This window comes from Streptomyces rapamycinicus NRRL 5491 (assembly GCF_024298965.1).
GTDB classification, from domain to species: Bacteria; Actinomycetota; Actinomycetes; order Streptomycetales; family Streptomycetaceae; genus Streptomyces; species Streptomyces rapamycinicus.
Map to the genome: position 1 here is coordinate 4,734,568 of NZ_CP085193.1, position 22,311 is coordinate 4,756,878.

Annotated in this window: 22 protein-coding genes and 3 pseudogenes; 16 read left to right on the forward strand and 9 right to left on the reverse strand. The window is 68.5% G+C overall.

The annotated features are described in order from the left end of the window. Positions 1 to 53: 53 nt before the first annotated feature. From LIV37_RS19395 to ilvA, 3 genes are all read right to left on the reverse strand, one after another. On the reverse strand, positions 54 to 860 hold the full coding sequence (locus tag LIV37_RS19395; RefSeq protein ID WP_020868808.1) for an ABC transporter permease: 807 nt from the start codon (positions 858 to 860) through the stop codon (positions 54 to 56). After that, positions 857 to 1,813 (reverse strand): ATP-binding cassette domain-containing protein, encoded by a 957-nt coding sequence (locus LIV37_RS19400; protein WP_121824748.1) that lies wholly within the window; start codon positions 1,811 to 1,813, stop codon positions 857 to 859. The genes LIV37_RS19395 and LIV37_RS19400 overlap by 4 nt, the downstream gene beginning before the upstream one ends. 278 nt (positions 1,814 to 2,091) lie before the next feature. Beyond that, positions 2,092 to 3,456, reverse strand: a complete 1,365-nt coding sequence (gene ilvA, locus LIV37_RS19405) for a threonine ammonia-lyase (RefSeq protein WP_020868810.1) — start codon at positions 3,454 to 3,456, stop codon at positions 2,092 to 2,094. A 253-nt stretch (positions 3,457 to 3,709) separates the two neighbouring features. On the opposite strand from ilvA, the gene LIV37_RS19410 reads away from it, so the two are divergent. From LIV37_RS19410 to LIV37_RS19420, 3 genes are all read left to right on the forward strand, one after another. Continuing rightward, on the forward strand, positions 3,710 to 4,210 hold the full coding sequence (locus tag LIV37_RS19410) for a MarR family winged helix-turn-helix transcriptional regulator (protein WP_020868811.1): 501 nt from the start codon (positions 3,710 to 3,712) through the stop codon (positions 4,208 to 4,210). A 69-nt stretch (positions 4,211 to 4,279) separates the two neighbouring features. Continuing rightward, a complete protein-coding gene (locus tag LIV37_RS19415) occupies positions 4,280 to 4,900 on the forward strand; it encodes a sigma factor-like helix-turn-helix DNA-binding protein (RefSeq protein WP_020868812.1) in 621 nt (206 codons plus the stop codon). Then, entirely contained in the window at positions 4,897 to 5,151 is a 255-nt protein-coding gene (locus LIV37_RS19420; RefSeq protein WP_020868813.1) for a hypothetical protein, read from the forward strand. The genes LIV37_RS19415 and LIV37_RS19420 overlap by 4 nt, the downstream gene beginning before the upstream one ends. A 106-nt stretch (positions 5,152 to 5,257) precedes the next feature. Here the strand turns inward: LIV37_RS19420 and LIV37_RS19425 are convergent, their stop codons facing one another. Then, on the reverse strand, positions 5,258 to 6,421 hold the full coding sequence (locus tag LIV37_RS19425; RefSeq protein ID WP_020868814.1) for a cystathionine gamma-synthase: 1,164 nt from the start codon (positions 6,419 to 6,421) through the stop codon (positions 5,258 to 5,260). A 120-nt stretch (positions 6,422 to 6,541) separates the two neighbouring features. On the opposite strand from LIV37_RS19425, the gene LIV37_RS19430 reads away from it, so the two are divergent. The 5 genes from LIV37_RS19430 (at position 6,542) to LIV37_RS19450 (ending at position 11,335) form a co-directional block, all read left to right on the forward strand. Then, positions 6,542 to 7,639, forward strand: a complete 1,098-nt coding sequence (locus LIV37_RS19430; protein ID WP_020868815.1) for a hypothetical protein — start codon at positions 6,542 to 6,544, stop codon at positions 7,637 to 7,639. 173 nt (positions 7,640 to 7,812) lie between these two features. Further along, positions 7,813 to 8,472 carry a peptide-methionine (S)-S-oxide reductase MsrA gene (gene msrA, locus LIV37_RS19435; RefSeq protein ID WP_020868816.1) on the forward strand — a complete coding sequence of 220 codons (660 nt, stop codon included), beginning with the start codon at positions 7,813 to 7,815 and terminating at the stop codon, positions 8,470 to 8,472. Between the two features lie 100 nt (positions 8,473 to 8,572). Next, entirely contained in the window at positions 8,573 to 9,079 is a 507-nt protein-coding gene (locus LIV37_RS19440; RefSeq protein WP_148717826.1) for a hypothetical protein, read from the forward strand. Between the two features lie 571 nt (positions 9,080 to 9,650). Next, complete coding sequence (locus LIV37_RS19445) at positions 9,651 to 10,928, forward strand: IS1634 family transposase (protein ID WP_251983292.1); 1,278 nt, start codon at positions 9,651 to 9,653, stop codon at positions 10,926 to 10,928. After that, positions 10,925 to 11,335 carry a hypothetical protein gene (locus LIV37_RS19450; RefSeq protein ID WP_243146203.1) on the forward strand — a complete coding sequence of 137 codons (411 nt, stop codon included), beginning with the start codon at positions 10,925 to 10,927 and terminating at the stop codon, positions 11,333 to 11,335. Before LIV37_RS19445 ends, LIV37_RS19450 begins: the two co-directional genes overlap by 4 nt. Positions 11,336 to 11,618: 283 nt before the next feature. Here LIV37_RS19450 and LIV37_RS19455 read toward each other — a convergent pair whose 3' ends face one another. Further along, positions 11,619 to 12,968 (reverse strand): NsdA family TPR-like regulatory protein, encoded by a 1,350-nt coding sequence (locus LIV37_RS19455; protein ID WP_121824747.1) that lies wholly within the window; start codon positions 12,966 to 12,968, stop codon positions 11,619 to 11,621. A gap of 236 nt (positions 12,969 to 13,204) precedes the next feature. Between LIV37_RS19455 and LIV37_RS19460 the strand changes: the two genes are divergently transcribed. Next, positions 13,205 to 13,489: a hypothetical protein gene (locus LIV37_RS19460; protein ID WP_020868819.1), complete on the forward strand. Its 285-nt coding sequence runs from the start codon at positions 13,205 to 13,207 to the stop codon at positions 13,487 to 13,489. 207 nt (positions 13,490 to 13,696) lie between these two features. Here the strand turns inward: LIV37_RS19460 and LIV37_RS19465 are convergent, their stop codons facing one another. Beyond that, positions 13,697 to 14,824, reverse strand: coding sequence for a transposase domain-containing protein (locus LIV37_RS19465; protein WP_214663621.1), 1,128 nt, complete (start codon positions 14,822 to 14,824; stop codon positions 13,697 to 13,699). Between the two features lie 138 nt (positions 14,825 to 14,962). On the opposite strand from LIV37_RS19465, the pseudogene LIV37_RS19470 reads away from it, so the two are divergent. Then, positions 14,963 to 15,064: pseudogene (locus LIV37_RS19470) on the forward strand (IS5/IS1182 family transposase); the annotation flags it as partial. Positions 15,065 to 15,068: 4 nt separating this feature from the next. On the opposite strand, the gene LIV37_RS19475 reads toward LIV37_RS19470, so the two are convergent. Further along, entirely contained in the window at positions 15,069 to 15,374 is a 306-nt protein-coding gene (locus tag LIV37_RS19475) for a putative quinol monooxygenase (protein WP_020868821.1), read from the reverse strand. 222 nt (positions 15,375 to 15,596) lie between these two features. Between LIV37_RS19475 and LIV37_RS19480 the strand changes: the two genes are divergently transcribed. Beyond that, complete coding sequence (locus LIV37_RS19480; protein ID WP_214663622.1) at positions 15,597 to 17,030, forward strand: IS1380 family transposase; 1,434 nt, start codon at positions 15,597 to 15,599, stop codon at positions 17,028 to 17,030. A gap of 233 nt (positions 17,031 to 17,263) precedes the next feature. Next, positions 17,264 to 17,952, forward strand: a pseudogene (locus tag LIV37_RS52610) (replication initiator). Between the two features lie 215 nt (positions 17,953 to 18,167). Here LIV37_RS52610 and LIV37_RS19490 read toward each other — a convergent pair. After that, positions 18,168 to 19,655, reverse strand: coding sequence for a recombinase family protein (locus LIV37_RS19490; protein WP_020868823.1), 1,488 nt, complete (start codon positions 19,653 to 19,655; stop codon positions 18,168 to 18,170). A gap of 42 nt (positions 19,656 to 19,697) precedes the next feature. On the opposite strand from LIV37_RS19490, the pseudogene LIV37_RS19495 reads away from it, so the two are divergent. From LIV37_RS19495 to LIV37_RS52095, 3 genes and pseudogenes are all read left to right on the forward strand, one after another. Continuing rightward, positions 19,698 to 19,829: pseudogene (locus LIV37_RS19495) on the forward strand (peptide-methionine (S)-S-oxide reductase MsrA); the annotation flags it as partial. 299 nt (positions 19,830 to 20,128) lie between these two features. Then, entirely contained in the window at positions 20,129 to 20,482 is a 354-nt protein-coding gene (locus LIV37_RS19500; RefSeq protein ID WP_020868824.1) for a DUF6247 family protein, read from the forward strand. Continuing rightward, positions 20,479 to 20,622, forward strand: coding sequence for a hypothetical protein (locus LIV37_RS52095; RefSeq protein WP_020868825.1), 144 nt, complete (start codon positions 20,479 to 20,481; stop codon positions 20,620 to 20,622). The genes LIV37_RS19500 and LIV37_RS52095 overlap by 4 nt, the downstream gene beginning before the upstream one ends. A gap of 368 nt (positions 20,623 to 20,990) precedes the next feature. Here the strand turns inward: LIV37_RS52095 and LIV37_RS19510 are convergent, their stop codons facing one another. Beyond that, on the reverse strand, positions 20,991 to 21,530 hold the full coding sequence (locus LIV37_RS19510; RefSeq protein WP_020868827.1) for a DUF2231 domain-containing protein: 540 nt from the start codon (positions 21,528 to 21,530) through the stop codon (positions 20,991 to 20,993). A gap of 501 nt (positions 21,531 to 22,031) precedes the next feature. On the opposite strand from LIV37_RS19510, the gene LIV37_RS51775 reads away from it, so the two are divergent. Further along, a complete protein-coding gene (locus tag LIV37_RS51775) occupies positions 22,032 to 22,157 on the forward strand; it encodes a hypothetical protein (protein ID WP_274596673.1) in 126 nt (41 codons plus the stop codon). Positions 22,158 to 22,311: the final 154 nt, after the last annotated feature.

The window sequence follows — 22,311 nt, forward strand, 5'->3', positions numbered from 1 at the left end:
CCCCGTGCTCCCGGAAAGAACCGCTCAGGCGGCGCGCTCCCGGAAGAACCGGCTCAGGCGGTCGCCGAGCGGTACTTGCGCACCGCCAGCGTCCGGAAGACCACGATGATCAGGGCCGAGTAGATCAGCGACGCCCAGACCGGATGCTGCATCGGCCAGGCGCCGGACTGGGACAGACCGGGGTCGCCGAAGAGCTGACGGCACGCCTGCACGGTGGCGCTGAACGGGTTCCATTCGGCGATGTGCCGCAGCCACGGGGTCATCTGGCTGGAGTCCACGAAGGCGTTCGAGATGAACGTGACCGGGAACAGCCAGATCAGACCGCCGGAGGTCGCCGCCTCCGGGGTGCGGACGGACAGCCCGATCAGCGCCCCGATCCAGGTGAAGGCGTACCCCAGAAGAAGCAGCAGGCCGAAGCCACCCAGGATCTTCCCGATGTTGGTCGAGTCCGCGGAACCGGGGCGCCAGCCCACGATCAGCGCGACGACGGCCAGCACCACCAGGGTGAGCGTCGTCTGCACCAGATCGGCGAAGGTCCGGCCGGTGAGCACCGCGCCCCGGGCCATCGGCAGCGAGCGGAACCGGTCGATCAGCCCCTTGTGCATGTCTTCCGCGATCCCGGCGCCCGCGCCCGCGGTGGCGAAGGTCACGGTCTGCGCGAAGATCCCGGCCATCAGGAAGTTCTTGTAGACGTCCGGGTCGGTGCTGTTGCCGATCTTCATCGAGCCGCCGAAGACGTACGTGAAGAGAACCACGAACATCACCGGCTGAACCAGCCCAAAGAGGACCATTTCCGGAATTCTGGTCATCCTGATCAGATTCCGCCGGGCGATGACCAGGGAGTCGTTCATCGTGCTCATTTCGCCTCCCCCTTCCCGGCGCCATGGCCGGTGAGCGAGATGAATACGTCGTCCAGGGTCGGGCGGCGCAGCCCGATGTCGTCGATCTCGACACCACGGGTGTCCAGTTCGCGGATGACCTCGGCGAGCAGCTTGGCGCCGCCCACGACCGGGACGGTGACCTTACGGGTGTGCTCCTGCACCGTCGTCTCGCCCTTGCCCAGGACCCGCAGGACCTCCTCGGCGGCCGAGATGTCCTCGCGCTCATGCACCACGACCTCCACGCGCTCGCCGCCCGTACGGGCCTTGAGCTGGTCGGAGGTGCCACGGGCGATGACCCGGCCGCGGTCGATCACGCAGATGTCATGCGCCAGATGGTCCGCCTCCTCCAGATACTGCGTGGTCAGCAGCAGCGTCGTACCGCCGGCCACCAGCTCCTGGATGACCTCCCACAGCGCCTGTCTGTTGCGCGGGTCCAGACCGGTGGTGGGCTCGTCCATGAACATCACGGGCGGGCTGACCACCAGGGCCGCGGCGAGGTCCAGCCGTCGGCGCATTCCGCCGGAGTACGTCTTGGCGGTGCGGTCGGCCGCATCCGCGAGGCCGAACCGCTCCAGCAGCTCACTCGCGCGGGCTTTGGCCTCCCGCGCTCCCATCTGGTAGAGCTGGCCGGCCATTTGGAGGTTCTCACGGCCGGTCAGATATTCGTCAACGGCGGCGAACTGGCCGGACAGCCCGATGGAGCGACGGACTTCGTTGGGGTTCTTGAGTACGTCCACCCCCGCGACCACCGCCGTCCCGCTGTCCGGGCGCAGCAGCGTGGTGAGCACGCGCACCGCGGTGGTCTTGCCGGCGCCATTGGGGCCGAGCAGTCCGAGCACGGTTCCTTCCGGTACGTCGAGATCGACGCCGTCCAGAGCCTTTACGTCACCGAAGGTCTTCACCAGACCCTCGGCGTGAATAGCGCCTGGCATGTTGGCACTCCCGGGGTTGGGTCAGTTCCACACTCAATCAAGGCATAAGTCCGCCCATATGGGCAGCGCTCGGCAGCAACTGGACGGCAATCGTAACCGAGACGCGATACATCGCGACATACGCGAGGCGAACAAAATGAAGAATGCGAGCCGCGAGGGAACACGGGGGAACCCCTACCCCCGCGAGAGAAGACCCGTCCCCGGGCTCAGGCCCAGACCCGTCCCCGGGCTCAGGCCCAGACCCGTCCCCGGGCGCAGACTCGGACCCGTCCCCGGCGTCAGGCCATCACCGTGTACCCGGCGCCGCGCAGCGCCTCCCGGACGTCGTCGCAGTGCTCCGGCCCCTTCGTCTCCAGGTGCAGCTCCACCTCGGCCTCGCTCAGCCCGAGCCGCGGGTTGGTGCGGACATGGCTGACGTCGAGCACATTGGCATCCAGCGTCGACAGCACCCCCAGCAGCGTGGCCAGCGCCCCCGGCCGGTCGGTGAGCCGCAGCCGCAGCGACAGATAGCGCCCCGCCGCGGCCATGCCGTGCCGCAGGATGCGCTGCATCAGCAGTGGATCGACGTTGCCGCCCGAGAGCACCGCGACCACCGGGCCCTCGAAGGACTCCGGCGCCGACAGCAGCGCGGCCACCGGGCTCGCGCCCGCGGGCTCCACCACCAGCTTCGCCCGCTCCAGGCAGAGCAGCAGCGCGCTGGACAGCTCGTCCTCGGTGACCGTACGGACCTCGTCGACGAGGTTCTCGATGATCTGGAACGGCACATCGCCCGGCCGCCCCACCTTGATGCCGTCCGCCATCGTCACGGGCGCGTCGATCGTCACCGGCCGCCCGGCCGCCAGCGACGGCGGATACGCCGCGGCGCCCTCCGCCTGCACCCCCACCACCCGCACATCCGGCCGCAGCGCCTTCACCGCCACCGCGATCCCGGCGGCCAGCCCGCCCCCGCCGATGCCCACCACGACGGTGCGCACCTCGGGGCACTGCTCCAGGATCTCCAGCCCCACCGTGCCCTGCCCGGCGACGATGTCCGGGTGGTCGAAGGGGTGGATGAAGACCGCGCCCGTGCGCTCGGCGTACTCCTTCGCCGCCCGCATCGTCTCGTCCACGATCTGGCCGTACAGCCGCACCTCGGCGCCGTAGTCCCGGGTGGCCGCGATCTTCGGCAGGGGTGCGCCCTCGGGCATGAAGACCGTCGAGCGCACCCCCAGCAGCGAGGCCGCGAGGGCGACGCCCTGCGCATGGTTCCCGGCGCTCGCCGCGACCACCCCGGCCGCCCGCTCCTCGGGGCTGAGCCCCGCGATCCGCACATAGCCGCCGCGCAGCTTGAACGACCCGGTGCGCTGCAGGTTCTCGCACTTGAAGTGGACCGGCGCGCCGACCAGCCCGGACAGATAGCGGCTGCCCTCCAGCGCGGTGAGCCGGGAGACCCCCGAGAGCGTCTTCTGCGCGCTGCGGACGTCGTCGAGGGTGATCGTCGCCTCGGGCCCCCCGGAGGCGGAACCTCCGGATACGGAACCCGCGGACGCGGACAGGGACGGGGACGCGGGGGCCGGGGCGGACGCAGGGGCGGGAGAGGTGAGGTGCGAGGCCGGGCCGGGCCCGGAGCCGGGCCCGTCCTCGTCGCCGTGTCGTGCAGCCATGGTCCCCAGTCTGGCAGCTCACCCCCGGCAGGCCCCGGCGGGCCGAACCGTCGGCGCGCGGGCGCCGGGCCGCCCATGGCGGGTTGATGCCAGGCGAGGGTCCGCCGACGGGCCACGGCGCCCGGGAACGGCTCAGAACGGCAGGTTGTGGCTCGATGGCCGTCAGGTTTCTGCAGCCCCCGTACGGGCGGGCTCCCAGCCGCGTACTCTGTGCCACATCCCACAGACCACCGCATGAAGTGAGCCCTAGGCCATGCCCACCCAATCGGACATGACGACTCAACTCGACACCGGCGTACTGGACGCGCTCCAGCATCAGGTCGCCGTCTTCGCCCGCCGTGCGGAACAGACCCGGCTCGGCGGCGTCGGCCAGGCCCGCAATTCCATGGACCGAGCCGCGTATCTGCTGCTCAACCGGCTCGACCAGGAAGGCCCAATGGGGGTCAAGGCGCTCGCGGGGAGCATGGGCATCGACTCGTCCACCGTGACCCGCCAGGTCGCCCCGCTGGTCGACTCCGGCATGGTCAAGCGCACCTCGCACCCCGAGGACGGCCGCGCGGTCGTGCTGCAGCTCTCCCCGCGCGGCAAGGCCCGCCTGGAGGAAGTGCGTTCGTCACGGCGCGATCTGATGTCCCGCGTGACCGGGGACTGGACGGCGGAGGAGCGCGATCTCTTCTGCGACCTCCTGACCCGCTTCAACGCCGCCCTCTCCGCCGCGCACGCCACGGTGCCCCAGGCGGCGCCCGCCACCTGACCCCGGCGCAGACATCTTGACCAGGTGCCTGTGCCTGCCGTGTCCTAAAAGGAACGGGAGGCGGAGGGCGTGGTGCGAGAGCGGCGGGCAGCACGGGATGGCCGCCGGGCCCGGGAGTTCGAGGCATTCGTCGCGGGCGCGGGTGGCCGACTGCTGCATGCGGCCACGCTGCTCACGGGGGAGCCGACGGGGGACACCGAAGCCGCCGAGCGCCTGCTGACCGCCGCGCTCGCGCGCACGTACGCCCGCTGGGACCGGCTGCGCGGCGAGGATCCGTACGACCACACCCGCCGGACGCTGGCCGCCCTCTTCGCCCACCGGGGCCACCGCTACCGCCGCCCGCGCGGCGGCACCCTGGCCCGGCTCACCCCGCAGGAGCGGCTGGTGCTGGTGCTGCGGCTGTACGAGGGGGTCGCGGAGGAGCAGACGGCGGCGGCGCTCGGGCTCCCGGTCGAGCGGGTCCGGGCGATCTGCACCCGCGCGGTCACGGCGATGCGCAGCGCGGCGGCCCGGCGCGGCACGACTGGAACGCGACCGTCCGCCGGAACGGTACCCTCCGGCGGAACGCCATCGTCCGCCGGCCCCACCGGCCCCACCAGCCCCACCGGCAGCCGGGCGGCCACCCGCGCGACGGAGGCCGGAGCCGACGCCGGGGCAGGAGCCGAAGCGGGGGCCGGGGCCGCCCCATGAGCTTCCCCGACCGCAAGGAGACCGAGGTCCGCCGAATGCTGGAGGGCCCGCATCCGGCGCTGCCGCCGGATCTCGCGGGCCGGGCGGCCGAACGAGGACGGCGGATGCTCCACCGCTACCAAGTGGTGCGCACCATCGGCTGGCTGCTGCTGCTCGCCGCGGTCGTCGCGTTCGGCGTATGGGCGGCGATCGTCGAACCGTGGGCCGCGCCGCCGCCCACCGACACCACCCCTCCCCTCGAGGGTTGGTGACCACTCAAGGGGGAGTCACCACTTGAGAGGTGGCGACCACCCGTGACTTGAGAGGTGGCGGCCACCCGCAAAATCCGCAGCCCGGGCGCCGGCCCGGAACTGGTCGTCAGCCCAGAGCCCGGCCCAGGTCCATCAGCAGATCGTCGACCGACTCGATGCCGACCGACAGCCGTACGAGATCGGCCGGCACCTCGAGCGCCGAGCCCGCCGCCGAGGCGTGCGTCATCCGCCCCGGGTGCTCGATCAGCGACTCGACACCGCCGAGGGACTCCCCCAGCGTGAACAGCCGCGCCCGGTCGCACACCTCGACCGCCGCCTCCTCGCCGCCCGCGACCCGGAACGACACCATGCCGCCGAAGGCCCGCATCTGCTTGGCCGCGATCTCGTGCCCCGCGTGCTCCGGCAGCCCCGGGTAGTAGACCTGGGTCACCTTGGGGTGCGCGGTGAGCATCTCCGCGATCCGCGTGGCGTTCGCGCTGTGCCGGTCCATCCGGACGGCGAGGGTCTTGATGCCGCGCATCACCAGCCAGGAGTCGAAGGGCCCGGCGATGGCGCCCATCGCGTTCTGGTGGTAGGCGAGTTCGTCGCCGAGGCCGGTGTCGGAGACGATCAGCGCGCCGCCGACGACGTCCGAGTGCCCGCCCATGTACTTGGTGGTGGAGTGCACCACGACGTCCGCGCCGAGCGCGAGCGGCTGCTGGAGGTAGGGGCTGGCGAAGGTGTTGTCCACCACCAGCCGGGCCCCAGCGGTGCGGGCGACATCGGCGACGGCGGCGATGTCGGTGATGCCGAGCAGCGGGTTGCTGGGTGTCTCGACCCAGATCACCTTCGTACGGGGGCGGAGCGCGGCCCGTACCGCCGCCGGGTCGGAGCTGTCGGCGACCGACCACTCCACGCCCCAGCGCTCCACGACCTTCGCGAACAGGCGGAACGTACCGCCGTACGCGTCGTTCGGGATCACGACATGGTCGCCCGGCACCAGGAGCGTGCGCAGCAGGCAGTCCTCGGCGGCGAGGCCCGAGGCGAAGGCCAGGCCGCGGCGACCGCCCTCCAGCGCCGCCAGGTTCTCCTCGAGCGCGGTACGGGTGGGGTTGGCGGAACGGCTGTACTCATAGCCGCCCCGCAGACCCCCCACCCCGTCCTGCTTATAGGTGGAGACCTGGTAGATCGGCGGGACGACGGCGCCGGTGAGCGAGTCCGCCTCCTGGCCCGCGTGGATGGCGAGCGTCTCGAAACTCTGAGGATGCCCCTGGGGGTGCTGGTGGCTCATGGGCCCGAGCGTAACGCCCGACGCGCCCGTGCTGGATTCAACGACCGCCGGGGCGCATAGGCTGGACCACAAGCCGTTCCGCACCACAAGCCGTTACGGGCCTTCACACGGGGACACCTCATGGAGCTTCTGATCTTCCTCATCGCCATCGTCATGATCGGCGGGCTGATCGTCCTACCGGCGGTGCGGCGGATGCGCGGGGGCCGCGGGGCCGTGCGGGGCGCCATGCGCGCCTCGGACCCGCAGGAGTACGGCTTCGTCCCGCGCGAACGGCTGGACGTACGGCTGCCCGGCCCGGACCGGCAGCTGATCGACGCGCTGGAAGAGGTCCAGGCCCGGCAGGACTGGCAGCCGGCCGCCCGTCTGCTCGCCCTCACCGAGGCCACCTCGGAGCTGCGCTGGCAGCGGGTGCAGACGCTGGCCGGAGCGGCGGCCTTCGAGCTCGCCCAGGCCCCCGGCCAGGGCGGCATGTGGCTGCGCACCTGGCGGGTGGCGGCCCCCGAGGACCCGGGCGCGGCGGCGGTGCACGCGGAGTTCCTGGTCCGCCAGGCGCTGCTCGACCCGTCCTCGCAGGACTTCCGGATGATCCTGGAAGAGGCCCGGGACGTCTGCCACGAGGCGGCCCGGCTGGCCCCGGAGGACCCGGTGCCGCACATCGTCGAACTCGGCGTGGCCCGCGGTCTGGCCTACCGGCAGGCCGACTTCGAGGAGCTGTGGACCAAGGTCACCAAGCTCGCCCCGCACCACATGGGCGCCCACCTGGCCGCCCTCCACTACTGGTGCGAGAAGTGGCACGGCTCCCAGGACCGCGCCGACGCCTTCACCCACGCGGCCGCCGCCTCCGCCCCCGCGAAGAGCCTCCTCCCCGCCCTCCCCCTCTTCGGCGTCTTCGAGCACCTTCCGGAGGCCAACCTCGTGCGCACCCTCTACCGCAGCGAGGTGATCACCAAGGCGATGGAGGGCGCCCTCTACGCCGTCCGCCAGGCCCCCGCCGACCACCCGGTGCTGCCGCACGTCCGCCACCTGCTGGTCTTCTTCCTGGTCCGCGCGGAGCGCTACGCGGAGGCCCTGGAGCAGCTGCGCCACGTGGACGGCCACGTGGGCGCGGTCCCGTGGTCGTACGGGGTGGACCCGGCGGCCGAGTACACGGTCTACCGGGCGCTGGCGGTGGCGGGCTGGGAAGGCGGCGGCGGCACCCCGGCGACGCTGCCGCAGTGACGCTGCCGCGACGAGGAGGCCGTACGGGGCCCGGAATTCCCATGGCCCCGTACCCGTTGAACTAAGAGCGCCGCGCACTCGAAATACGCCGAAGAACGCGAAGAACGCGAAGAACGTACGACTACGACGAAGGACGTGGCAGCCGCCGCACCCGTCCCGCGAGGAGCCCGAAGATGCTGTTCAGCCGCCACCGGAACCACCTCCCCACCGCCGAGGAGGCGCTGAAGGGCCGCCCCGAACCGGGCTTCCGCGTCCCAGACCGCCACACGGTCCTCGGCAACCCCCTGACCGGCCCGTACCCGGAGGGCCTGGTGGTCGCCGACTTCGGCCTGGGCTGCTTCTGGGGCGCGGAGCGGAAGTTCTGGCAGGCCCCCGGCGTGTGGACCACGCTCGTCGGCTACCAGGGCGGCCACACCGAGAACCCCACCTACGAGGAGGTCTGCAGCGGCCTCACCGGCCACACCGAGGCCGTCCGCGTCGTCTTCGACCCCGAGATCACCTCCTACGCGGCCCTCCTGAAGGTCTTCTGGGAGTCCCACGACCCCACCCAGGGCTTCCGCCAGGGCAACGACGTCGGCACCCAGTACCGCTCCGCGATCTACGCCCACTCCCCCGAGCAGCAGTCCGAGGCCGAGTCCTCCCGCGCCGCCTACCAGTCCGTCCTGACCGGCTCCGGCTACGGCGAGATCACCACCGAAATCCTCCCCGCGGGCCCCTTCTACGCCGCGGAGCCATACCACCAGCAGTATCTTGACCGCAACAAAAACGGCTACTGCGGCATCGGCGGAACCGGGGTCGCTTGTCCGGTCGGCGTGGCTCCGGCCGAGGGATGATCACGCAGCGGCTACTCCCGCATCCGAGCGGGCTGGCAGCTGACCTACTCGTGACCACACCCGTCAGCGCCAACGAGAGCCCTCTAACCAGGAGCAAGACATGGGGGACGTCTGGAACGTAGGCACGACGCTCGCAACGCTACTCATCGCGCTCGTATCTTGTCTTGCCCCGCATCACAGGACGTTGAAGGCAGACAAGGAAGCCGCAACCATACGGGCACGGTCCACTGCGGGCCGTGCCTCCCTCGTCACCGCTTCAGCACGCCAGCGGAGCGATACCACCATAGACGTGTTGATCACTAATGGCGCACCGAGCCCCATCGCCGACGTGGATCTGCTCGATGTGCGCGCAGAAGCGGCAGAGTCAGATGGCACCTGGCGCCTCACGCCGAAATTCTCACCGAATACCGCAACAGCCTGCGTCTTACAGCCAGGAGAGTCTCTGACATCGCATGTGCAGCTGCTCGATCCGGCAGGTGCGCTTCTTGCACCCAGGTCAGGCATGAGGTTCTTGATCACCTTCGGTTTCCGAGACCTGGACGGCCAGTGGTGGAAGCGTGACATCGGCCAGCCACCAGAGCGCTGTGAGACACGTCCTGTCGCCTGACCCGCTAGCCATGCAGACCGACCCTCAGGCATTCAGTCTGATGGCATCATGGACACTCGGAGACTTTCCGTCCTTTCCCCGCCCCTGCTGACTGATCTTGGCTTTCTGGCCTACCCCCCGTAGGTGGCCTCACCGACGCATGTCGAGAACAACATGTAGGCCGTGCTCACCTCTTCGATGTGATGCGTCCAGCGCTGCATCCTCGGTGTCTGCTCGTCCCTGGCGTCCTCGGGATGAGCGATAAGTGACACTACGGCTTCGGAAGCACGGTCCAGACAGTTGTGAACGGCTGCTGCCGCGTTAATAACTTGGGGTTGGGCACACGGCCACACGTCGTCCTGTTGGCTGAGCCAGACTGCCCTGATCGCTTTGGCGAACGTTTCCTGCGTGACGTGTTGGCCGTCTCGTAGGGCTTGTATCGCCTCGTCCAGGGCCTCGATCGCCGTGCTGACCCTGCTCCTGAACGCGGCGTAGCTCTCTAGTCCCGTACTTCGCGGGTCGTTGATTCGTATGGTGTGACTGGCTTGGGGGTGTCCTGGGCCGGTGGTGTGGCGTTCGGTGGGGTGTGTCGATGACTTCCCGGTCCCCGCGGCCACGGTCTGAGCGTCAGCGCCTTGATGTGGTGGTGACGTCCGTGGTGGAGAAGCGTCTGGGCGCTCTGCCTGTCGCTGCCGAGTTTCTGCGCCGGCTGGATGTCGCAGGGATCGTCGATGGGGTGTGTCCGGGTGGTGCGAGCGCGCATCTGTCCCATGGGCAGGTGATTGAGGCACTGGTGGCCAACCGTCTGACCTCGCCAGCACCGCTGGTGCGGGTCGGTGACTGGGCCCGCACCTGGGCGGTGGAGGAGGTCTTCGGCATTGAGCCGGACCTGCTCAATGACGACCGTCTGGCCCGGGCTCTGGACGCGATCGCACCGGCTCTGGAGCAGATCGCGGGCACCGTCGGGGCACGGGCGATCGCCGAGTTCGGGATCGAGGTGTCGAGACTGCACTGGGACATGACCAGCATGTCCGTCCATGGTGCCTATCCCGCCGATGACCAGGACGAGCAGTACCCGGTCATCAGCTACGGGCATCCCAAAGACCGGCGGGTGGATCTGAAGCAGGTCCAGGCGGGGCTCGCGGTGTCCGCCGATGGCGGCATCCCCGTCCACGCCCGTGTCTTCGGCGGCGGTGTCGCCGAGGTCAGCCAGGTCGTCGGGGCGATGAAGGACCTGCGGGCGATGGCCGGCGAGCGGAAGTTCTGGATGATCGCCGATTCCAAACTGGTGTCCTACCCGAACGTCACCGCACTGCTGGCGGCCGGGGTGGACTTCATCGCGCCGGTCCCGGCCGCGCAGGTCAAGGACGAGGTCTATGCCGCCTTGGACCTCACGCAGGCACAGCTGGCGGACTGGGTGCCCGAGCGGGACGAGGGCAAGCCGGCCGGTGAGCGGGAGGCATACCGGGTGCTGGAGGACATCCACACCCTGGCCGGGCCCCGCAAGCGGGACCCGGTGCACCGGCCGCGCCGGATCCTGGTCCACTCCACCGCTGTCGCGGCGGGCCAGCGCAGGGCCCGCCAGAAGCGTCTGGCGGGGGCCAGGGAGGAGATGGACAAGCTCGCCGGTGCGGCGGGCGGCCGCCACTACAAGACCCGGGAGAAGGTCATCGCACGAGCCGGGGTCATCGCCGCCAAGCGCCGTGTCACCGCCTGCCTGCGCTGGAGCACCGTCACCGACGAGCACGGCACTCCCACCCTGGCCTGGCACTTCGACCAGGACGTCCTGAATGCCGAGGCCGCCGTCGACGGCTGGTACGCGCTGCTGACCAGCATCCCCGCCAACCAGGCCGACCCAGCCCAGGTTTGATCCGCTACAAAGGCCAGGGCACGGTCGAGCGCCGCTACCACGACTTCAAAGGCCCCCTCGCGGTCGCGCCGGTCTTCGTCCAGCACAACCGGCGCGTCGCCGCCCTGATCCAGGTCATCTGCCTGGCCCTGCTGGTCTTCTGCCTCATCGAACGGCAGGTCAGATGCGCACTCGGCCCCGAACAGACCATGACCGGCCTCTACCCGGACAACCGCCGCGTCCGCCCCACCGGCCGCATGATCTTCTACCACCTCGGCGAACTCACCCTGCGGACCGGCAACGTCACCGACCCACCATCCAGATCACACGCGGCGTCCAACTCCACCTCCTCGACCTCCTCGACACCGACATCACACGAACCCGCTGGCCACAGACCTAAATGGGCGACCCGCGAAGCCCGGGTCTAGTCGCCTTTCCTCGTGTCTGTGGCCCCTCTCCTCCACAGCCGTTTGGATGACCGTTTCACGCGCCGACCGCCCCGCCAGTACGGCACCAATGGCCGCTCCAGCGGCGCTTGAGAAGCCAGCAACACCAGCGGCCCACACCGCCGCAGCCCCCTGATCCATGAGGAGCGATTTTGCCGCATGCATGCCATGCAGTCATCCCTGCCGCCACATGCTCCGCTACCTCGCCTACCCCAGACCGCAGACCCACTGACTCTGCCAGGGGCCTGCGGTACCGGTACTACCTTCAGGCGGCGGTCAGCTCGCGCGCTCGCTCGTTGAAGTCCGCGACCAAGCGGTGCCTACCGAACGGCCTCATACGCTTCTGCAAGTCCTGGACCGCCTCGACCGCTCGCGACGACTTGACCTGCTGCGTGAGAGAGATCGTCCGTACTCCCGCAGCGTGCGCCGCTTCCAGATCCTTGTCCTGGAGATGCGAAGCAGCCAGCGCCGCATGGGACATGGCACCGCGACGGGCACGCTTCTGCTTACGGGCATGGTCGATTGACCTGCGGGCGTGTTCCTTGGCATTCTCCGGCTCGCCAAGATCGCGGAAGGTGTTGGCGTGCTCCCCATGCAGGTACGCCGGATCGATGAACGCGGCCCACTCCTGTTCCTCTCCAGGGCGCGCACTCTCGTACGCGGTCTCCGACTTCGCGACCGCCGAGACTGCCGCACGCTTGTCACCGAGCTTGGCGCAAGCGCGCGCTTCCAGCGCCCAGAGATCGGCGAGGCATGCAGGGGATGCCGACGTGGTGAGTCCCGCGCGGCCCGACTGGGCGAGCCTTCGGCCCTCCTCGGGATGCCCGAGAAGCGTGGCCTGATCCGCCATCCCGGCCAGCACATGCGCGCCGAGGGCCGGGTTGCGTGACTCCTCGGCGAGACGGAGCGACTGGATCAGGTAGCGCTGCGCCGCCCCGTGCTCCCCGTTGTCGTACGCCATCCAACCCAGCAGATACGTCTGCTCAGCGGCGGCCTCGCAGAGAGCACGCCGAACCCGCTCGGTGTGGGTGCGACGGAGCAGCGGGAACACATGGGCGTTCATGTACGCGGCCAAGGTGAGGCGGCCCGAACCGCCACCCTGGAAGATGTCCATCTGCTGGAAGACGCCGAACATGTTCCGAACGGCGCTGACTTCCTCCAGCCTCACCCGGGGTCCAGGCTTGGGCTGCTGATCGAGCGTGCTCAACAGCCAGTCCCGGCTTGGTCCGATGCCCGCCACGGCGGCGAACGGTGCTGAGGCCAAGAACTTACGACGGTCCACGTCGGCCCTCCCCAAGTCGGCAACGGCTTCCACGGTAGCCAGGAAGGAAGGGCTGTACACAAGCCCTCTGTCCGCCGTCGCGCTGTCGCCGAGCCCCAGATCGTAGGTCGTGACTCGGTAGCCCATGGCCGCTGAGAACACATCCGTCAGGATGTCGGGTACCGGGGGTCGGGGTTGCTCTCCGGTCAGCCAGCGTCGAACGCTCGTGGCATCCGGGGCAATATGCGGCTGTCCCCATTGCTTGGCTTGAACTCTTGTTCGTCGGGCTAACTCGCCTTGGCTCATTCCGGATCGGTCCAGCCAATCGGACAGCTTTTCGTTCGGCGTTTTCATGATTCACGGCCTTCGGTCATGAACGAATGCGGAACCAACACCTTTCAACACCCCTACAGGCGCTACCCGCTGAAGTGCCACAGGGGTTGCCTAGGTGTACCCCCGCGACCGGGCGAACGGTCCGGGGGCGTGGTCAACGCTGCGAGGAGCGCCAACATGAGAGAGCGTATCGCCGGTCGGGTCGAACAGGCGTGGTTGTTCGCACATCGCTGTACCGAGCCAGAGGTGGTGAACCGATGAGCGCACGCCCCCGACTTCTCCCCTGGTCCGATCCGAGTGGCAAGCCGTGCTACCTCGTCACCGATCACCACGGTTACGTCTCGCAGGTCGCCGACGAGATGGAGGACGTACAGCTACGCACAGGAACGGAACTCCTCGCTATCGGCCTGGAGATGCTGAACGAAAAGAAGGTGAGCGCCGGGGAATTACGGTTCCTTGCAAACCGTCTCTGCGAGGCGCTGCGCGATGCCTTGCGGGTGGCCGAGAGCAGAGGCAAGCGGCTGCCCGAACCCGAGGAGTGAGGCGCGGTGCCCGGTCGGTGCGCTGTGGGCACGCCGCCGGCCGTAGAGGCTTTGGACGGGAGCTGCCACGGGGCGAGAGAACAGGGGGCCTTACGCTGGCCCGGCGAATCGGGCGGGTCTGTGATCCTGCCCGCGTTTGCGACCGATTGGCCCCCTGTTCTTCGAGGCTCGCCCCGTGGTGGCTGTCTAAAGCCCAAGGCCATGAAGTTATGGGCTGATCAGCTGTGTCAACAGGATGTCGATGCTGATGGTGGCCTTATAGGTGCGTCGATCGACGCGCAGGCTCTTGTACGCGTAGCGGGACATGGGGCGTTTGACGGCGCGGGGGCTGAGGCGCAGACGGCGTGCGGGAAGGAGGTGCTCCAGGACCGCCCGCCCGATGGCGCCTATGAGGTCGACGGTGGTGTCGGCGAACACGTTCGCGGCTTGGATGACCTGGTCACGGGCGGTCTGAAAGGCGACGCTGAAGCTGGCCCGGTCCGGGTCGGTTCCAGGAACGGTGCAGGTGGTGTCGGCGATGGCGATCTCGCACTCGATGATGCGGACCTCCATGGTGCCGATCCTGGAGAGGAAGGAGCCATCGTCGAGCCGTCGCAGGACGGGCGGCTTGCGCGCGGCGGAGAGCCGGGCCAGGAAGTCGGCACCGGTGTCGTCCACGGCCTGCAGGAAGGCGTTGGTGGCGAATCCCCGGTCCAGCAGTACGACCATGCCCTGGCGCATCGAGCGCATCAGGCGACGCCCGAGGACGGGTTCGCCGGGCTTGCGGGGGCCGAAGACCGCGTCGATGACTGTCCGGGTGCCGCAGGCCACCAGGGCGATGAGCAGGACCTGCGGGTAGCCGGAGGCGGCGGTGTACTGGTTGGCGCCCTTGCCCAGCTTCGCCCGCACGTCCGGGTCGTCGGCGACGTCCAGATACGTGCCGTCGACGGCGACCACCAGCAGACCGGCCCAGCGGGCGCCGGCGGTTCGGACCGCGCTGGCCGGACCGCGGAGCAGGTCGAACAGGGCCCGCAGCGGGCGCACTCCCAGACGGCACCGGGCGTGCCACAGTCCGGTCGCGGTGATCTTCGGCAGAGGCAGGCTGCCCAGCGCGCCGGTGAGCTTGGACCACACAGCCGGGTAGCCGCACTCCTCGAACAGCGCAGCGGCCAGCAGCAGGTAGACCACCACCCGGGCGGGTAGTTTCCGCAGCCGCTGCTGGGTGGCGCCACACTCGATGAGGACCTCGTCGACCATCTCGAACGGCACGATCTGCGTCAGCTCGCCCAGATGCCCCGGAGCGAAGACACCCTCGGCTACCGTGATCTTGCGGGTGATGACACACTGACCTGACAGCGGAGCCTCCGGTGCTGTGAACGGCTTGTCTTGGCGGACCAGCCAGTTCTACCGGGGCTCCGCTCCCCGCGTCCGGGCTTCTTCCAGATCAGACGCCACTTGCAGCCACGCTCAGACCCGTAACTTCATGGCCTTGGGCTAAAGCAATGGCGCGGCATTGCCATGCGCACCGACAAACTCGCCACGAACTATCAGGCCGCACTCCATGTCGCAGCCATCTTCCTCTGGCTCAAACCGTGATCCATCAGTCGCCAGCGCCGAGGCCGCCAGCGACAACCAGTTCGCGACTGGTGAACTCGCCGGTGAGCATGGGCATGGCGGCAGCGATCGCTTCCTTGGCCTCCGGCAACCGCAGGGATGCGCCGTGGTGGTCCTTCGATTCCCAGACCTCCGTGACCACGATCGTGTCCGGGTCATCGGCGGCCAGGCCCACCACGTAGCTTCTGCAGCCGAGCTCGCGGAGACTATCGGCTCCGGAGAGCAGGATCGCAACCACGTCGTCGCGCTTGCCGGGCTGGGTCTTCATCGAGCCGATGTAGCCATAGACCATGTCATGCCGCCTTCGTCGGAGCTCCTGTTACTCGGCACCATCATGGCCGCCCCTTCAGGCAACGCGACCGGCACCCCGCCCCAACCCCGGGGCGCACGCATCGCCGGTAAAGATCCCCCAGACACGGCCTAGCCTCGCCGTTTCGCTAGGGTACGGCGGGTGATGGGGCAGAAATGCGAAAGTGCCTTCCTGACCTGGGACGATGAACCTTGCTGAGGGGTTCTGTCGGTCCAAGCGGAGGGCACTTTCTACGTGCAGGCTATCTTGCGTCCCCGGGTTCATGTCAGCACCGATGGTTCGGGGGTGGTCGGTCATGCCGGAGCACGGTTGCTGGCGGATCTTGCCGATGCCACCGGGCTGACCGCCGCGTACTCCACCGCGTTGCGGTCGCTTCGCCCGCGCGGGACCGGACATGATCCGGGCAGGATCATCACCGATCTCGCGGTGATGCTCGCCGATGGCGGCGAGACCATCACAGATCTGGCCGTACTGCGGGACCAGGCCGAGGTGTTCGGCCCCGTCGCCTCGACACCGACGGCCTGGCGGCTGCTCGCCGACGTTGCCGAGCGGGCACTGTCTTCTCTGCGCTCGGCCCGTGCCCAGGCCCGGGAAGCCGCCTGGCTGCAGGCCGCCGAACACAGTGAAAGCATTCCCGCAGTCCGTGCCGCGGGTCGCGTGCTGCCCGGTCTGGTCCTGGACCTCGACGCCACGCTGGTCACCTGCCACTCCGAGAAAGAGCAGGCCGCACCCACCTACAAGGGCGGCTTCGGCTACCACCCGCTGCTGTGCTTCCTGGCCAACACCGGCGAGGCCATGTCCGGCCGGCTGCGGCCCGGGAACGCCGGTGCCAACACCGCGAGCGACCACATCACGGTGCTCGACCAGGCGCTCGCGCAGATCCCCGACGCCCACCGGCACGGCACCGACATCCTCGTCCGCACCGACAGCGCCGGATCCTCGAAAGCCTTCCTCACCCACGTCCGCGACGTGCGGAAACGAGGAATCCGTACCTCCTTCTCGGTCGGATACGCCATCACCGAACCGGTCCGCCGCGCTGTCCGGGCCATTCCCGACCGCCTCTGGCATCCCGCCCTGGACCAGGACGGGACCATGCGTGATGGCGCCGAGATCGCCGAGCTGACCGGCATAGTCGACCTGAACGGCTACCCGGCCGGCACCCGCATCATCGTGCGCCGCGAGCGGCCGCACCCCGGAGCCCAACTGTCCCTGTTCGACCAGGACGAGGGCCTGCGCCACCAGGTGTTCCTCACCGACACCCCCTACTCCGGCGGCGGCTCCGCCCAGTTCCTCGAGGTCCGTCACCGCGGGCATGCCACCGTCGAGGACCACATCCGGTGCGGCAAGACCACCGGATTCGGCCGCTTCCCCTCCCGAGACTTCGGCATCAATGCCGTCTGGCTCGAACTCAGCCTCACAGCGATCGACCTGCTGGCCTGGACCCGCATCCTGCTCCTGGACGGCGAACTCGCGGCTGCCGAACCGAAGAAGCTCCGCTACCGGCTGCTGCATGTCGCCGCCCGCCTTACCCGCGGGGGCCGACGCCTGCGCTTGCGGATATCGGTGACCTGGCCCTGGAGACACGAACTGGCCACGGCCTTCCGCCGCCTCGCCGCACTGCCCCGCCCAGTCGGCTGACCGGCCAACCGCCCCTGCCCGCCCACGACCCGAAGGACCCCGGAGAACCCGACCACCGCGCCGGGACCCCGTCATGCCCAAAGCAACGAAACCACCCCGCCCACTCAACCGCTGACGATCAGCGAAGCCTCATCGCCCCAAGCGAAACGGCGAGGCTAGGTGCTCACCTGATGGTGTCGTTCGCGTAGGTCGCCGAGTACCAACAGCGCGCAGCCATCCACTTCCATGCCGTGGTGCGCCTGGACGGCCCCTCCGGTCCCGGCGCGGCCCCGCCCTCTTGGGCCACTCCGGAGTTGCTCGCCGACGCCGTACGCGCCGCTGCCGCTTCCATGACCGTCCGGGTCCCCGAGTCGGCCGCCTACGGGGCGGAAGCCCTCGGCTGGGGTGCACAACTCGACGTCCGGCCGGTCCGCTCGTTCGGTGACGGCGCCGGGGTGTCCGATGACGCGGTGGCAGCGTACGTGGCCAAGTACGTCACCAAAGGCGCCACCGACACCGCTGCCGGACTCGACCACCAGGTGAGCGGTCCGGAGGACATCCGTACGGCTCGGGTCTCCGGCCATGTACGGGCTCTGATGGGCACCTGCTGGCGCCTGCGCGGCCTGCCGGAACTGGAAGGCCGCGGCTGCGCACGTGGGCTCACACACTCGGCTACCAGGGACACATCCTCACCAAGTCCCGGCGCTACTCCACCACCTACGCCGCACTACGCGCCGAACGGGCCGAGCATCAGCGCACCGTTGCCGAGACAGCCAAGGAACACGCGGTCACGGAAGCAGCTTGGCGCTACGTCGGTTCCGGCCACACCCCCGGCGCCGCCCTCATCGCCGCTGGAATCGCCGAAGACCTCGCCCGGAACCGAGAAATAGCAAGCGAGGAAATAGCGCATAGCCTCCATGGGCAGCAGGGGTGCGACACATGACCCATATCAGCGCCCGCGAATGGGGACGAAAGCAAGCGGCCAACGCTCCCGCTTGGAGCGAAGAAGGGTGGCGTCGCATTTCCAGGATAATCGGTGTTGATCTCGTGGAAGACGATCGACGAGATCATAAATCGAGAAGGAAACATACACAAGGATAATCGCAGCGAACACCAAAGAGGGGCGCAACCGCCGCGCCCCTCTTCGTCGCATTGAGTCTAGCTTTCCGTCCACTTGGGAACGAGGAGGTCAGGGTTAAATGGGCGCCTACCCCCTCCGCCGACTGGAAGAACGATCACAGCATGCAGTGCTTCGCGGATGAGGGCACGCTTCTGGGCTATGTCGAGCTTTCCCGAATACCATTGCTCCCGGACGTCCTCTGTGACCACTGAAGCACGCTGAACCTGCAAGGCGTGCTGCGTCCGCTCCTTGCGGAGTTCCTTGATCCGGGACTCCATCTTGTGGTTCTCCGGGAAGAACAGCTCATCCGAGATCTGGTCTTCCTGCCAAGCCTGCAACATCTTCCGCTGCTTGACCATGAGGCGATCAAGCTCCTCCTGCCCACCCCACTCGGCATCTAGCTGGGTCTTGGCCGCAGTGCGCTCCTCCAGCTTCGCCAGGACCGCTTCCGTGATGTACTCGTCGACTTTGGCGCCGTTCCGGGCACTTCCACCACAGCCACCCATGGACCGACTCTGGCACTGGTAAACGTATCCGCCTGAGAGATCCGGCCTGACACTCACCCGCAAAGGGGCGTTACAGATCTGCCCGTCCCCTTTCGGCTTCCCGCATCGAAGAATCCCAGTGAGGAGGTACGAGGGAGTGCGGTAGTCCGTGACCGTACCGTCCGCTTTGATGTTAGGCCCAATTCGCGCCGAAAATAGAGCGTCGATGGCCATCCATTCCTTCGGCGTAATAATGGGCTCCCATTTTCCGACAACGGGGAGACCGTTAACATCTCGCACCAACTCCCCGTTGTGCTTGCGCCAGCCGCACAGCCGAGGATTCCACAGTGCTAGCTTGAGTGACCGGCTTCGCCATTCGTTGCCATGGACCGTCCGCACCCCCGCGTCATTCCATCGAAGCTGAATGGAGTGCAAGGATTTTCCCGCGATCACATCCCGCGCAGCTTGGGCCAAAAGCGCGGCCTCATCTGGCTCAAGCGTTAGCTTGTCGTCCTTCCACCCGAACGGCCGTTTCCCCCCGACAGGGATTCCCTCCTCCGCCCGCCGCCGATGCGAGCGACGGGTGCGCCGCTTGATCTTGCGCACTTCCGCCTTCGCGATGACAACACCGAACAGCCCCATGGACTCAACGTCTTCGTTGTAGAGATCCTTCAGCCCCTTGGCGTCCGCGTACACCCGCCCGTCTTCATAGGTCAGGGCATCCACGAAGCGCTCATAGTCACCGACGCGCCGCACCAATCGGTCATCCGCAACGACGATCGCGCCACGCACCGGCTGGGCATCCGGGAGGCGTCCGGCCTTGAGCGCCCTCAGCATGGCCTCGAAGTCGGGCCGCACAAGATCGGCTTTGGCCGCTGAAAGGTCGTTGTCCGTGTAGTAGTGAACGATCTTCAGGCCCAGCGTTGCAGCCGTCTCGTCGTTCACCCTGTGCTGATCTTCGACTCCGTGCCCGTCCCTGGCCAGATCTGCGGAGATCCGCGCGTAGGCCACCACCGGCACTAACTGAGAGTCGTTGGTCATACCGCCCCCTGTAGTCGTCCCGGACTAATATTGCCCGAGAGACAGGAGTACTACCAGCAGTACTTGGACAAGTACCCGGTCGGCTACTGCGGCATCGGCGGCACGGGCGCCAAGCTAAGTGACCCGTCCGACGGCGGCTCCTGCCCGACGGGAATCGCTCCGGCTGGTGACTGAGGGGACGCTCCTCCCGGCGACGCGACAGCGATGCCGAAGCGCTCCTCCCACCCGGTACGCCGCACCAGCAGGTGCCGGGGCGCTGGTCTTCACGCAGGACGGGCACCTGTCACGCCTGGAGACCTGCTCCGAGGCCGACGCCCCGCTCACCACATGGCCGGAGCCCCACTTCGCGGAGCACTCGGACACTGTCGCCGCCAAAGGCCGAGAGGCGCGCCCTCACTCGTTCGGGCGATGCGATCGGGCTCGCACTCGATACGCTGCTCCCATGGATCAGAATCTCGCCCATGGGAGCAGCAATGACCACCTCCGCCACTGGGCAGCCACTCATCCCTCAGCCGCCTGCCACTGTCACGGCCCTTCGCCAGGCCGTCGCGCAGATCGCCCCCGCCGCCCTTCATGCCTTCACGCGGGAGCTGGATCAGGCCGCCGACCAGTCGCGGCAGGCTTCCGACCTGGCCCCTCTCCAGCGGTTCATCGCCCAGTGGGCCGTCTACGTCCACATTCAGCGGCAGCCGAATATCGCGAAAGAGTTCCGTCACTGGGAGGACGCTGCCGAGACAGGCGACGCGACGCAGGCCCGACGTGCCGCGTCCGCAATCGGCAAGATCCTGGACGACGCACATGCCGCGCTCGGACTCCCATCTCGATGAGCGTCGGCTGGCGCTGGGAGTACGACCCCGATCACGCTCACGTGGCAGGCGGCATCCCCGCTCACGTGGTGACCGAAGTGGAGCGTCTCGCCGGGCAACTGGTCGACCTGGCCGACATGGGCGTCGATGTCAGCGACTAGGGCAACGGCCCGCGGGCCGGGGGGATACGCCGCATGGACGCGGCAGGCGGCTATTTCTTCTTCCTGGTGGCACCACGAGACCAACTGATCGTGATCGTCCGCATCATGCCACCGTTCCAAGACCTCTAGACGGGCGCCGGGGCACATGGCAACACAGGCTCGGCGGCACGGGCGTCAAACTGAGTGACCCGTCCGACGGCGGCTCCTGCCCGACAGGGATCGCCCCCGCTGGAAGCTGAGGGCCTCCGGCTCACAGCGAGGGCGACCGGGCGACCGGCCGGCCGACGCGGGACGCGTGCCCTGTGGCGGATCCGGATCGCTTCGGCGGCGGCTCCGGCCATCATTCAGTGGCAACCGGACCGAGGGTGTCAGTCGTCGTCACCATGTCCGCCGCCATCGGTGGTCTTGGAGAAGCCGTCGTGCCAGGCGGCCTTCGCTCCGGAGTCGCCGATCCGGTACACGTCCACCACGGCGCCCGCGGCCACCACGACGGAGAGCACCACTGCCGCTGCACGGACGATCAGAGCGGACCGGGAGGTGGCCGCCCGGGTCCGCTCCCCGGGGGCCGCCTCCGCCGACGCCGACCTGCGGGTCGTCCACCAGACCGCCGTCGCCAGCACGAACAGGCCCGCCGCCCAGGGAAGCAACCCATCGCCCAGTTCGGCGTGCCTGCGCACCAGGGCGTCGCTGTCGACGTGCTCCTCCAGCCACTCTCCGGCATTCGTGGCCACGGGCACGCTCGCCAGCGTCACGAGGGCCAGAAGTGGAAGCACCACCCCCATCCGCCGGGCCGCACTCGGCCATATCGCGCCCACCACGACCGCCAGGGCACTCAGGGGAACGAGCACGACGACGAAGTGCACGACCAGGACGTGTGCGGGCAGGCCGTTGACAACGGTGATGCTCATCTTTTTCCTCCAGAAAGTGACCACGAGAGGTCGGCGCGGGCACGGGCGCTCAGCCTGTCGGCCTATGAGGCGCGCCAGACTGTCACAGGAAGCTCTGAGCTTCCTCTGAACCCGTCCCTTCCGGAGGCCGCTCCGGAACCGAAAACGCCGCCCGGTCCGGCCACTGGAGCACAGGCCCGTCGGCACGGGCGTCTCCTGCCCGATCGGCGTGGCCCCTGCGGATGGCTAATCCGTCCGGTAGGGGTGGTTTTTGGGCCTGTCCGCGAAACGACCCAAGATCCCCCGTCAGCAGTACCTCCTGTTAATGCGTTCGCAGCTGCCTGACTGGTGAACTGGCGTACTTCCGCGCTGTTCCGGCCAATGCAGGGCTCTGCGTGCATAACAGTGGCGAATGCGTCACAACATGGAATACACACCCGGCCCCATGCCGGACGTCCCTGTTCCTCTTCGGGGCCGTAAAGGCCCTGGCCGTACCTTCCCGAGATTTCCGCCCTTCGGAACGTGAGCACGGACATCCACGGCTGCATCGAGACCCGCCATCCGTGTGCCGATCACGACTGGTACGACGACGAGCCGTGGCTGTACGCCATGGACCCGGCAGTGGCTGGGAGCACGTCTTCGCCGTGATGAAGGCCCTGGCAGGACGCTTCGGCCCACGAGGGGTTCGGCTGGTCGCCTACTTCGACTGATCCGCGCCGTACTACGGGGCACGCACGGGGTTTCTTGCCCGATAGGCGTGGCCGAAGCCGTCGGGTGACCACTGGCGTCACGTCACCCCTGC

Coding starts and splice junctions, on each gene's coding strand:
- ilvA (WP_020868810.1), bottom strand. CDS start 3,456: ATGGCTGCACGACACGGCGACGAGGACGGGCCCGGCTCCGGGCCCGGC.
- LIV37_RS19430 (WP_020868815.1), top strand. CDS start 6,542: ATGGAGCTTCTGATCTTCCTCATCGCCATCGTCATGATCGGCGGGCTG.
- msrA (WP_020868816.1), top strand. CDS start 7,813: ATGCTGTTCAGCCGCCACCGGAACCACCTCCCCACCGCCGAGGAGGCG.
- LIV37_RS19425 (WP_020868814.1), bottom strand. CDS start 6,421: ATGAGCCACCAGCACCCCCAGGGGCATCCTCAGAGTTTCGAGACGCTC.
- LIV37_RS19460 (WP_020868819.1), top strand. CDS start 13,205: ATGAGCGCACGCCCCCGACTTCTCCCCTGGTCCGATCCGAGTGGCAAG.
- LIV37_RS19445 (WP_251983292.1), top strand. CDS start 9,651: ATGACTTCCCGGTCCCCGCGGCCACGGTCTGAGCGTCAGCGCCTTGAT.
- LIV37_RS19420 (WP_020868813.1), top strand. CDS start 4,897: ATGAGCTTCCCCGACCGCAAGGAGACCGAGGTCCGCCGAATGCTGGAG.
- LIV37_RS19440 (WP_148717826.1), top strand. CDS start 8,573: ATGGGGGACGTCTGGAACGTAGGCACGACGCTCGCAACGCTACTCATC.
- LIV37_RS19410 (WP_020868811.1), top strand. CDS start 3,710: ATGCCCACCCAATCGGACATGACGACTCAACTCGACACCGGCGTACTG.
- LIV37_RS19400 (WP_121824748.1), bottom strand. CDS start 1,813: ATGCCAGGCGCTATTCACGCCGAGGGTCTGGTGAAGACCTTCGGTGAC.
- LIV37_RS19490 (WP_020868823.1), bottom strand. CDS start 19,655: ATGACCAACGACTCTCAGTTAGTGCCGGTGGTGGCCTACGCGCGGATC.
- LIV37_RS19395 (WP_020868808.1), bottom strand. CDS start 860: ATGAGCACGATGAACGACTCCCTGGTCATCGCCCGGCGGAATCTGATC.
- LIV37_RS19455 (WP_121824747.1), bottom strand. CDS start 12,968: ATGAAAACGCCGAACGAAAAGCTGTCCGATTGGCTGGACCGATCCGGA.
- LIV37_RS19510 (WP_020868827.1), bottom strand. CDS start 21,530: ATGAGCATCACCGTTGTCAACGGCCTGCCCGCACACGTCCTGGTCGTG.
- LIV37_RS52095 (WP_020868825.1), top strand. CDS start 20,479: ATGAGCGTCGGCTGGCGCTGGGAGTACGACCCCGATCACGCTCACGTG.
- LIV37_RS19475 (WP_020868821.1), bottom strand. CDS start 15,374: ATGGTCTATGGCTACATCGGCTCGATGAAGACCCAGCCCGGCAAGCGC.
- LIV37_RS19500 (WP_020868824.1), top strand. CDS start 20,129: ATGACCACCTCCGCCACTGGGCAGCCACTCATCCCTCAGCCGCCTGCC.